Source organism: uncultured Gimesia sp. (assembly GCF_963972345.1).
Classification (GTDB): Bacteria; Planctomycetota; Planctomycetia; order Planctomycetales; family Planctomycetaceae; genus Gimesia.
Window position 1 is genome coordinate 1 of sequence record NZ_CAXAVM010000220.1, and the last position, 11,264, is coordinate 11,264.

Below are 11,264 nucleotides of genomic sequence, written 5' to 3' on the forward strand. Positions count from 1 at the left end.
ATGCAGCAGTCACATTCGAACCTTTGGCATTCGTCGACAGATAAAAAGCATTTCCATAGCCGCCGGTACACAACAGTACGCAGTCAGCCGAATACTTTTCAAATTCGCCGGTAATCAGGTTGCGGACAATAATTCCTCGCGCCACACCATCAATCTTGACCAGGTCCAGCATTTCCCGTCGCGGAAAGAGCTGGATACGCCCTGCGCCGACCTGTCGCATCAAGGCACTGTAGGCCCCCAGCAGTAACTGCTGCCCGGTCTGTCCCCGGGCATAAAAAGTTCGCGACACCTGGGCACCACCAAAAGAGCGGTTCGCCAGAGTCCCGCCATAATCGCGGGCAAAAGGGACTCCCTGGGCCGCACACTGGTCGATGATATTGTTACTGACCTGCGCCAGCCGATGCACGTTGGCTTCGCGACTGCGGAAGTCTCCCCCCTTGACGGTATCATAAAACAGACGCCAGACACTGTCGCCATCGTTGGGGTAATTCTTCGCAGCGTTGATCCCCCCCTGTGCCGCAATACTGTGTGCGCGTCTTGGAGAGTCCTGAAAACAGAAAGACTGAACCTGATATCCCAGTTCCGCCAGAGAGGCTGCCGCCGAGGCACCGGCCAGACCGGTCCCGACGACGATGATTTTTTTCTTCCGTTTGTTCGCCGGGTTAACCAGCTTCATTTCCTTCTTGCAACGATCCCATTTCTCGGCCATCGGCCCTTCAGGAACACGAGAATTTAAAACCGTGGTAGCCGCCTCGGCCATGATCTAAACCTTCACAACGGAAACTGTTGAACTATAAAATAATGTTTGAATTCAAAGAGAGCTGAATCTCAGACATCAATGAATGAATAATCCCCAGATGGGCAGACTGGCAAAACCGATCGCAATCACTGCTGCAAACAGAATCGCAAACTTCCTGATCCAGGGAGTGTACTTGGGATGATTCAGCCCCAGTGACTGAAACGCGCTCCAGAACCCATGGGATAAATGGAACCCGAGAATGATTGTTCCAATGATATAAACAGCAGCACTCCAGCTGCCAAGCACTTGAACGATGATCGAATAAGGATCCGCTTCGATGACACCTTCTGGTGTTTCAACCGTGTAAGTCACCGCGGGATTCAGGTGCAGTTTCATATCGATCATATGAACGATCAGAAAAATCAGAATGATCGAGCCGGAAAGAAACATCCAGGAACTGGTGCGTCCCATGGGAGTTTTTCCAAAAAAAGAGGGAGGCTCTTCAATCTTACTCTGTTTCTCATGATAGCTGATGTGCCGCGCTTTGCGATTGTCACTCGTCAGTTTGAAAGCCAGGGCGATATGAGCAAACAACAGCAGAAACAATCCGACTTCTGCGACCGGCAGCAGCAGCATACTGTGCAAATCGTGGGCATAGGTATTATAGGCATCGGCCCCCACATACACGAGCAGATTCCCTGCCAGATGCACGACCAGAAAGCCACAGAGTAAAAGTCCGGTAATCCCCATCACGAACTTCTGACCCAGCGAAGAGGACAGTAATGTCATGATCCATTTTGTCGCTGATTTACCGCTGGCTGAGGGAGAAGGTTGCTGTTTCTCAGCTGATTTCGTCACCATAATCTAGCTCTCACACGGCTGCCCTCGGGCAAACCATGAATAAGATTGTGATAAATATATTGGATGCGATTGGCTGCCTGCCAGGCAATCGTCCAGTTCCCCTTCAGAAAACAAGCGAACTGCTTCTTACCGGGAGAAATTACTTAAGTTATTATATTTCTTTGCCTTCGAACATCAATCATTACATAATTATAAACTTGGATGCTTTTACAAAATACACGGTGTTTTAGAAACAGAGGGACCATTTTCAAGTCACGCTTCCTGCCCCCATGGCTCAATTCCAGAAACTGAGATTACCTTTTCAGAATCGGGAGCCCTGTAATCTTACATCGGTCACTTAATCGAAGTTCTCTCTTACGCTTGATTAAATGCTGTTTATTTTCTCTTTTTCTTTCTGGTCTTCTTTGATTTGACCTTCCGCACATTCTTTTTCTTTTTTGACTTCGGGGCACCCTGAGGATCAGCCTTTCCGGGAGCAGCGGTTTCCTGCTTTTTTGCGTTCCCGTACTCTTTAGGTCGAGGCAGTCGAAAATCCAGCTCGCGACGGTCGAGATCGATTTTCTCGACTTCGACTGTCAGCAGATCCCCCACGCGATACTCCTGACCAGTCCGTTCTCCCACAATACTGAATTTGGGAACGTCCTGGTGGAAGTAGTCATGTTTTCCCAGACGACTGATGTGCAACAGCCCTTCCACAGGTACATCAGTCCCTCTGCAGAACATCCCGAAGGTTTCCACCCCGGTAATCATGGCTTCCAGTGTCCGGATCTTGTTATCGATCATCCAGGTCAGGAGCTTGACCTTTGTCAACTCCCGTTCCGCCGCTTCGGCGCGACGTTCCCGCAATGAAAGTTCATGTCCAAGTTGACGGAGCCCCTGCGGGCTCTGCCCTTTCCCTTTCTCCGGTCGCTCGATGATTTCATCGATCATGCGATGAATGGTCAAGTCGGGATAACGTCGAATGGGGCTGGTGAAGTGGCAGTAATGATCAACGGCTAACGCATAATGGCCCAGCTCTTCATCCGTATATTCCGCCTGTTTCAAGCTTCTGAGCAGCGCATAATTTATTGCCTGCTCCACAGGTGTCCCATGGACCTCATCCACCAGTTTCTGCAGATCTTTACGGCTCTGAACTTTATTCAGCGTAAATCCGAGTGCATTGGCAAATTCGGCAAAGGCCAGCTGGCGAGGCATTTCAGGTTTAGGATGGACCCGCCGCAAGAACCGTAATTCACGGTCATTAAATGCTTCTGCGATCGAAATATTGGCAGCCAGCATGAATTCTTCGATGATCTGATGACTCTCATCATGCTCGCGTTCCACGGCGCCGGTCACACGATGTTTGTCATCGAAGGTCAGTTTCACTTCAGCGAGATGCAACTCCAGAGCCCCCGCGGAAAATCGACGGCCCCGCAGCTTCATCGCCAGATTGTACATGTTTTTCAGCAGTTCCCGCACTTCCTGCGAAACTTTCTTGCCTTGTTCATCCCGCCCCTGGACGATCGGCAGGACCTCTTCGTAGGCAAACCGCTGCGTCACATTGATCGCAGTGTTGGCAAATTCGGTATGAACGGGAATTCCTTCCGGGGTGAATTCGATAAACGCCGATTTGGTGAACCGGACCTGTCCTTCCTGGAGACTGGCCAGACCATTGGAAATGATCTCCGGTAACATTGGAATCACCCTGCCGGGCAGATAAACACTGGTTCCGCGGCGTTTGGCTTCCCGGTCCAGCAGCGAGCCTTCTTTGACAAAGTGCGCCACATCAGCGATGTGCACGCCCAGCAGCCAGTGCCCCTTTTCATTCCGGGTGAGTGAAATCGCATCATCGAAATCACGGGCATCCGCGGGATCGATGGTGACAATCGTCTCTTTGGTCAGGTCACGTCGTTTCCCGAGTTTCGTTTCGTCAAACAGGCTGGCCTGCTCGCGTGCTTCTGTCAGCACTTCCTCTGGAAAATCGAGGGGAATTCCAAATTCATAGATGATCGACAGCAGGTCGACGCCGGGCTTGCCATGCGGCCCGAGTACTTTGGAAATCACCCCCTGGCCCAGGTAGTTTTTGGACGGAAAATGCAGGATATCAATGACGACCTTATCTTCAGAACGCACCCCTTTGGCACCCGGGTCGCCTACATGGATCGGCGAATTGAAGATTTTACCATCCACGTGCACATAACCTTCTCCCTGGGTTTCGAAATAGGTTCCCACAAAGGTCGTCGATGCCCGCTCGATAATTTCCACGACTCGACCGCAGATCTGTCCTCCACTCCGCTGGCGATTGAGGGCGGTGACATAAACCTCATCACCGGTCTGCGCATCACCGAGATCGCGTTCCGAAATGTAGAGATCCCCGGCGTGTCGCTGGTCATGGGCGATATCATCCGGCTTATGGTGCGGAATCAGGTAACCGGCCCCGGAATTCGTTTTCTTGATCGTACCGGCGATCCAGCCTTCCTTTTTGACAGGTCGGATCAGGCCGGAATCAGAAATCAGGATTTCCTTACGGGACCGCAGGCTGGCCATTGCCTGTTCAAATTCCTGGAAATTTGATTTTGAGCCCCCTACTTTTTTCAGCAGAGATTTTTCGCGTACCGGCGTGTAACCGGTTCTGTTCACATAATCGAGAATTTTCTTCTCAAAATCGGGCATCACCTCAATCCTCGGTTATTCCCTTGAACAGTTTTCGCTGCAAGCGGGGCGAATAAGGGGTCCAGTTTGATGTGGAATTCAGATCATCATCGATGAATCTCGCAAACTCATTCACCTTGGCATCCAGATTGTCCAGATGATGCAATGCCACTGCTTCCGGTGTCATCGGCAAGCGGGCACTGCCGAACTCATAGGTCCCATGATGACTGACAATCATATGCTTCAGACGCAACTCGGCTTCTTTCGGAAACGATTCTCCGGTCATCTCCTGGTAGGCACGAATTTTCTCGGTAAGCATCTCAACGCCGATAATCAGGTGTCCCAGCAACTGCCCTTCATCGGTATAGATAAACTCGTTTTCATATCCGAGTTCACGCACTTTGCCCAGGTCATGCAAAAAGACCCCTGCCAGCAACAGACTCATATCTGCTTTGGGATACAAGTCAGAAATTCGCTGCGCGGTCTCCATCAGATTGACAACATGCTCAATTAACCCGCCATGGTAGGCATGATGTGTTTTCACACCCGCAGGTGCCTTGCAGAATTCTTCCATCAACTCCTCGTCAACCAGGAAGCATTCCATCAGCGTTCGGATTTCATTATTTTCGATTCCCAGCAGCATCTCACGCAGTTTCGTCAGCAGTTGCTGTACATCTTGAGGTGCCTGAGGCTGGAAATCAGCCGGATCCAGGTTTTCCGCAGAAACCGGCTCAATGTAGGTCAAAATCACCTGCAGGGTTCCCTGGAACAGATGCACTTTGCCTTTCGCCTGCACATAGTTGCCCGATTGAAAATGCTGCATCCGCTCTTCGACAACATTCCACATCCGGGCATTCACCACACCAGTCGAGTCCCGCAAATCGACTGAGAGAAACAGACTGGCGTTACGATTAGCACGTAACTGCTTATCAACTAACAGATAAACCTCATTGACTGAATCACCATCCTTGAGTTGATTTATATTTTGTCGAGACATCTCGATTCGGCTTTCAGAATCACTTTTAAAACGCTGCTGTCGATCTCAAGTTTCGCTAAGAAACACAATAGAACGATCTTAAGCCGTTCCATCCAGCTCAACAAGTCCGACACCAGTCCGTTCTGAAAGTCTCTTCCATTTGCCTGAATAGATCCCCGTCGCTCACCGGTGAAACGTGTCCCCCCTGCGTGATGAAATGCAACAAACTACTGATTTCATGGTACTTAGAGCCACGGGAATATTTTTACTCCGAACAAGTCCGAACCTTTTGAAGACGAATCGGTTCTGCTAGACTGTGTCCAGTTTTACTGAAGCGTCTCCAGAATCATCATCCGGGATCATTTGGGCCGGGTATATCAGATTGAGAGACGCTTTGGTTGCTGGTGACGCGATCTAAAAAACGCGACCCTGAATACTGGGCACGTCCTGCCTCTGCCAGGGACGTGTAATCTATGTCATAAACGATTCCTCTTCAAATACTTAAGGAAATAACGTGCGCTGGTCGAATACTCTGATCCCCACTATCAAAGAAGTTCCCGCCGACGCGGAGATTCCCAGCCATCAACTGATGCTCAGAGCCGGTCTGATCCGCCAGTTAATGGCGGGGGCATATACCTACCTCCCCCTGGGATGGAAAGCCATTCAGAAAGCCAGCCAGATTATCCGCGAAGAAATGGATGCTGCCGGAGCCGCGGAACTCCATATGCCCGCACTTCAGCCGCTGGGACTGTTTGAACGCACTCAGCGAAAAGAAGCCTTTGGATCGGTACTGATTCAATTTAATGTACCCCGTGGAAATCGATTGATTCCCATGGCGCTCGGCCCGACCCACGAAGAAGTTGTGACCGACCTGATCAGTCATTGCATCAGCAGTTATAAACAGCTGCCTTTGACGGTCTACCAGATTCAGACAAAATTCCGGAACGAAGAACGCCCCCGTTTTGGTGTCCTGCGTACCAGTGAATTTCTGATGAAAGACGCCTACAGCTTCAGCTCTTCCGTGGAACAGCTTGATGAAATTTATGACCGGATGTATCGGGCTTACTGCCGGATTTTTGCCCGTTGCGGCCTGAAATACCTGCCCGTCGAAGCGGAAAGTGGTCCGATTGGCGGCGATGCCTCACATGAATTCATGATCCCTTCTGACAATGGCGAAGATTCCATCGTCTATTGTGAAGCTTCGGGATATGCTGCCAATATGGAGCGGGCCGACACCGGACGCACTGCACCGGAGATTGTCACCAGCGGCAACGCAGGTTCCCTGGAGAAAAAAGCGACTCCCAAGGCAACAAGCATCGAGCAGGTCAGCCAGTTCCTGGGATGCGAACCTTCCCAGATGATCAAAACCCTGATTTACCTGGCTGATGGCGAGCCCGTGGCGGTTCTGATCCGCGGCGATCACGAAGCCAATGAAGGCAAAATCCGGCGGGCCCTGTCTGCCAACTCAGTCGAGTTAGCGGATGACAAAACTGTCCAGCAAGTCACCAGCGCCCCCACCGGATTTGCAGGACCGGTCGGCATCAAGTGCAAAATCATCGCCGACCACGATATCCCCGTCATTGAAAACGCAATCACCGGTGCGAATGAAGCGGACGCACACTACCTGAATGTGAATGTGGGACGCGACTACCAGTTGGAGACCACTTACGACCTGCGTAATGCGGAAGCCGGCGACCCCTGTCCTAAGAGTGGGGAGCCACTGTCGATTGTGCATGGCATCGAAGTAGGTCATGTCTTCAAGCTGGGAACCAAGTATACCGAAGCACTGGATGCAAATTATCTGGACGAAAAAGAAAAGCGACATCCGATCATCATGGGCTGCTACGGAATCGGCGTGAATCGAATTGTCGCAGGTCTGGCCGAAACACGACATGACGATAACGGACTGATCTGGCCTCTTTCAATCGCCCCTTATGAAGTCCTGGTGATTCCGCTGAACACAAATGATGAGGAAGTCATGCAGACGGCGGAACGTTATTACAACGAACTCAAAGCAGCCGGTGTTGATGTTCTGTTTGATGATCGCAATGCCCGCGCCGGGGTCAAATTCAAAGATGCAGACCTCATTGGCATTCCCTATCGCATCGTCATCGGCGGCAAAGGGTTGCAGAACGGTGAAATTGAAACCAAATGGCGGACTGCTGAAAATGCGGAAATGATAACCATTGATGCCGGTATTACGCCCATTCTGGAAGCGCTGGATTCACGCAAGGCCGAAGAGTACCGGGCGGCTAATGTACCTGAGTGAACTCGAGGAATTTTCTGTGAGTCAGTAATCAAGCAAGCCGACAGAGCTTGAACTCTGTCGGCTTGTTAATCATTTCAAATCGGATTGGTTTTACTTCAACTCTTTGATCCGAATATTTTTCCAGGCAACAGAATAAGGGCCTGTCCCTGGTTTGATGCCGTGTACCTGGAGTCCGATGAATCCTGACGGATGAGATTTATAAACCCGCTCATCGGTCAGGTCAGAGATCTGTTCTCCGTTGATCCACGTCTGAATTCGCGGTCCGTTGGCAACAACCCGGAATTGATTCCATTCTCCATCCTTAAAATTCTTATGGGGAGTACGCTGATCTTCTGGTGTCATCCAGCCAATGCCTTTGTCTTCGCCATCGTACTTGATCGACTCACCATAGATGTATCCGGCTTCAGCACCATTCTCTCCACTGGCTTCGATTTCGACCTGAGGCCCATTCACGCGACCATCGCCGTTTACCTGCTGGCTGCGAATCTGCACACCCGAATTCAACTCTTTATTATACAGCTTGGCTTCGAACTCCAGCTCGAAGTTTCCATAATTTTTCTTTGTGCATAAGAATGAGTTAGGGCTGCCTTCAGAAGTGGTCCCGACGATGGTGCCATCTTTAATCGCATAGGTCGCCGTTCCATTGTGCTGTACCCAGTTATTGAGTGTCTTCCCGTCGAACAGGCTTACCCAGTCGGAACCTGATCCTGCCTGAACGCTCACGCTCAAACAGACAGCAGCCAAAATCGCTGCAGCTAATCCTGGAACTTGATGTCGTTTCATGTTTCTCTCCCCAAAAGTCGCAATGTTGATGGTTCTTCGTAAATCATTCGTGATCAGTAGTTAAAAAAATCTGTTTCAACGACATTCGCCTGTCAGACCGTTAAAGTTGCTCAATCATTTAAAGTCGACAAGACCGGCCCGCGGGCATTGATCTTCTGTGCCTGCTTCGCATCCCCGGGCATTTCTCGATGTTCAAATTCAGGGGGCTTGGGTTCACCCGGACGCTGGTTCCTGTCCGGCGTCGGGTTTTCGGGAATTGTATCTCCCGTCTCAACAGTCCATTGATCCAGGGCCTGCCTGAGACGAGACAGATCCGCAGCATGTGCGGGCTGTAGTGCCAGATTATGAAACTGACAGGGATCTTCGCTCACCCGATACAGTTCTTCGCGGGGCCGCGGTTTTAAAAATACGTCCTGCTGATTCGCATTCAGTTTACCCGCTTTGAAACGATCCCAGAGCACTTCGCCTGAAGGAAATTCGATCGATTCTACACACAGATTACGCTGTTCAGGCCAGGCATTGCGAATATAAAGCCAGTCACCGGATCGTACCATCCGTTCGTGCGCTTTGAAGACATGCCAGTTGTGCTCGGCAAAGGCAAAGTCACGTACCTTCGCTTCCGGTCGCTTAAGGACTTTTTTAAAACTGACGCCCTGAATACGCTTATCGGCAGACACACCTGCCAGGTCGAGAAAGGTGGGGCCGATGTCGAGGGAACTGACCAGGCTGTTACTCACGCCACCTGCTTTGATTGCAGCGGGCCAGCGGACAATCAGAGGCGTTTTGATGCCACTGTCATACAGCCTGGTTTTACAGCGAGGAAAAGGACGTCCATTGTCAGCGAAAAACATTACCAGCGTATTATCAGCAATTCCCTGGGCATCCAGTTCATCCAGTATCTTTCCGGTAAAATAATCGATGCGGCTGATCTCGTCGTAGTACTGAGCCAGATCGCGGCGTGTTTCTTCACTGTCAATCAGGTAAGGCGGGACGACGACTTCCGAGGGCTGATGGGGCTCGAATTCCTTGACTGCCTGCCACGCACGGTGTGCATCGACAGAGGCGAACCAGCAGAAAAATGGTTTGTCTCTGGGACGATCTTTCAGGATGGGAACCCAGTCTGCTTCGCGCCCCGGCCCCTTTCCTTTCGATACGAAATCAAAGGCGGTCAGCGCATAATTACCCATATGCTGTTTACCCGAGATCACCGTATAATAACCGGCATCGCGTAATAACTGCGGGAATAAAACCTGGCCTTCCGGCAGGGGTGTATGCAGTTCCGGGGCGCCGGTGTTGTGCGGATAGCGACCAGTGATCACACTACAGCGGCTCGGACTGCAACTGCTGATCGTCAGATACGCATTGTCAAATCGCAGACCTTCTTTGGCCAGTCGATCCAGGTTGGGCGTTCGTATAGAGGGATGGCCATAACATCCCAGATCATTCCAGGAAACATCATCAGCGAAAATCATGACAATGTTAGGTGGGGCGGCGTTCGGCGGAGCGGCTGCACTGCGATCAGCTTGAAATAGTGATGCCAGCAGAAAAATCGTCAATAGAATAAAAAGATGGGGCCAGGAAGAAAATCGCACCTGCATGATTCACGCTACCTCAATCAGAATTAGAAAATACAGGCCTCGACCTGTCAGGCACTGCAGACTCTACAGTACAACAACAGGTCGGACTTCTCAATCATGAGGCGGGATTTCGGACAGCAAATCCTGGTCAATCAATTACACAACAATGGTTAGAAAATGAGAAGATTAATCGACATCTGGATCGATTCCAAAATCTTCCGGTTCTTCGTTTTCCAGAAACAGATTATTGTCTGTTTCGGCCTGTTCTTCCTCTGGGGCTGGTTCAAACGAAATGGTCAGATGAACCTGATGTTTTACCACGGGATTGAACTGAGATCCCAGTGGTTCAAATCGCAGATGAATATTGGCTTCTGCCGCAATTTCCTCGGCTGTTTTTTCAGCACTGTCTGCCAGATCACTCTGACCGCTTTCGCGGTAACAGGCTCCCAGGGATTTCCAGGGAAGCTGGCTGTGAGGGATCGGCAGTAAATCTGCCGCATATTGTAAAGGTTGAATCGCTTCGGAGTAGCGACCGACTCGTTTCAAAGATTCCCCTCGTAAAAAAGAATACGAGGCAGTTAGGGATCCCGGATCGGTAATCTGATCCAGTTCTCTGAGCGCCTGTCGAGGCATTCCCAGTTCCAGATAGCCTTCTGCGGCCATCAGCCGTCTTACTGTTTTTTGAGGAATTCGAGGGATCATCATTTTAATACCTCCCGTTTCACCATCTCATGGTGAATATCGCTGGGTTGAATTTATGGGAAATCAACGCCTCAGGGCTCATTTGCATTTCCGTAATAATGAAAAACGTATTTCAAAGCCCGCTGGATCAATTCTACCGCACAGTATGTGCCAAATCTGCCTCCGCTTCCTTACAAATGAACATAAGCCACATAAACAAAAGCACTTACACCACTTTTTCATTCTTTTTCCTGAGTGCGACAGTGCCAATCTGGCGGTCGCTCTGACATCAGTCTGGTGCCAGACTGCATCATTTCTGGACAATAACAGGGCTTTTCTTAAGACAAGGCAGAAAGGAAAGCGGTTCGCAAGAGTAGATGGTTGAGCAAGCCAGCTCGACTAACTGACTTGTCGGGTCAGTGTTCTTTTACTACGTGCAAATCAGCCATTATTCGGAAATTATTTTGCGAAACGTGACGTCAGTTTCAGACTTTTCCTGCTGTTCAGTACCTGCAGGTTCAGAAACCGCTGTTTCTGGGCCTTGTGGCCATACCGTGGAAATCCGGGAAGTATCTCCCTGCAGCCAGTCGTGATGCCCATTGGCTTTTTCGGGCTCTAAAAAGAGTACCGTTTTTATTTTGGAAGGTTCCACGTCAAGTTCCGGTTGTGCCTTCGCAGGAGACTTCTCAGAAATGTGAGTCTCTTTTGCTGCGACCGACTTGTTACCCGGCTGTTTCACTTCAGCTG

The 11,264-nt window shown here is 50.4% G+C and carries 9 protein-coding genes; 1 reads left to right on the forward strand and 8 read right to left on the reverse strand.

Annotated features, from left to right (window positions below):
- The 4 genes from AACZ40_RS24890 to AACZ40_RS24905 form a co-directional block, all read right to left on the reverse strand.
- Positions 1-760: FAD-binding protein (locus AACZ40_RS24890; protein ID WP_339676258.1), on the reverse strand; the 760-nt coding region annotated here is incomplete at its 3' end.
- A 75-nt stretch (positions 761-835) separates the two neighbouring features.
- Positions 836-1,600 carry a succinate dehydrogenase cytochrome b subunit gene (locus AACZ40_RS24895; RefSeq protein WP_291180107.1) on the reverse strand — a complete coding sequence of 255 codons (765 nt, stop codon included), beginning with the start codon at positions 1,598-1,600 and terminating at the stop codon, positions 836-838.
- A 375-nt stretch (positions 1,601-1,975) separates the two neighbouring features.
- Positions 1,976-4,252, reverse strand: a complete 2,277-nt coding sequence (gene rnr / locus AACZ40_RS24900; protein WP_339676262.1) for a ribonuclease R — start codon at positions 4,250-4,252, stop codon at positions 1,976-1,978.
- 4 nt (positions 4,253-4,256) lie between these two features.
- Positions 4,257-5,228: an HD domain-containing protein gene (locus AACZ40_RS24905; protein WP_291180101.1), complete on the reverse strand. Its 972-nt coding sequence runs from the start codon at positions 5,226-5,228 to the stop codon at positions 4,257-4,259.
- Positions 5,229-5,721: 493 nt separating this feature from the next.
- Here AACZ40_RS24905 and AACZ40_RS24910 point away from each other — a divergent pair, with 493 nt between their 5' ends.
- Positions 5,722-7,476, forward strand: coding sequence for a proline--tRNA ligase (locus AACZ40_RS24910; RefSeq protein ID WP_291180098.1), 1,755 nt, complete (start codon positions 5,722-5,724; stop codon positions 7,474-7,476).
- A gap of 90 nt (positions 7,477-7,566) precedes the next feature.
- Here the strand turns inward: AACZ40_RS24910 and AACZ40_RS24915 are convergent, their stop codons facing one another.
- The 4 genes from AACZ40_RS24915 to AACZ40_RS24930 form a co-directional block, all read right to left on the reverse strand.
- A complete protein-coding gene (locus tag AACZ40_RS24915; RefSeq protein ID WP_291180095.1) occupies positions 7,567-8,259 on the reverse strand; it encodes a DUF1080 domain-containing protein in 693 nt (230 codons plus the stop codon).
- A gap of 110 nt (positions 8,260-8,369) precedes the next feature.
- Positions 8,370-9,857 carry a sulfatase gene (locus tag AACZ40_RS24920; protein WP_291180091.1) on the reverse strand — a complete coding sequence of 496 codons (1,488 nt, stop codon included), beginning with the start codon at positions 9,855-9,857 and terminating at the stop codon, positions 8,370-8,372.
- A gap of 165 nt (positions 9,858-10,022) precedes the next feature.
- A complete protein-coding gene (locus AACZ40_RS24925; RefSeq protein ID WP_291180088.1) occupies positions 10,023-10,541 on the reverse strand; it encodes a hypothetical protein in 519 nt (172 codons plus the stop codon).
- A 424-nt stretch (positions 10,542-10,965) separates the two neighbouring features.
- Positions 10,966-11,264, reverse strand: a 299-nt coding sequence (locus tag AACZ40_RS24930) for a hypothetical protein (RefSeq protein ID WP_339676270.1), incomplete at its 5' end; no start/stop codon positions are given.

What these genes read in the sequence shown, in the direction of transcription:
- AACZ40_RS24895 (WP_291180107.1), bottom strand. Translation starts at nt 1,600, where the DNA reads ATGGTGACGAAATCAGCTGAGAAACAGCAACCTTCTCCCTCAGCCAGC.
- rnr (WP_339676262.1), bottom strand. Translation starts at nt 4,252, where the DNA reads ATGCCCGATTTTGAGAAGAAAATTCTCGATTATGTGAACAGAACCGGT.
- AACZ40_RS24905 (WP_291180101.1), bottom strand. Translation starts at nt 5,228, where the DNA reads ATGTCTCGACAAAATATAAATCAACTCAAGGATGGTGATTCAGTCAAT.
- AACZ40_RS24915 (WP_291180095.1), bottom strand. Translation starts at nt 8,259, where the DNA reads ATGAAACGACATCAAGTTCCAGGATTAGCTGCAGCGATTTTGGCTGCT.
- AACZ40_RS24920 (WP_291180091.1), bottom strand. Translation starts at nt 9,857, where the DNA reads ATGCAGGTGCGATTTTCTTCCTGGCCCCATCTTTTTATTCTATTGACG.
- AACZ40_RS24925 (WP_291180088.1), bottom strand. Translation starts at nt 10,541, where the DNA reads ATGATGATCCCTCGAATTCCTCAAAAAACAGTAAGACGGCTGATGGCC.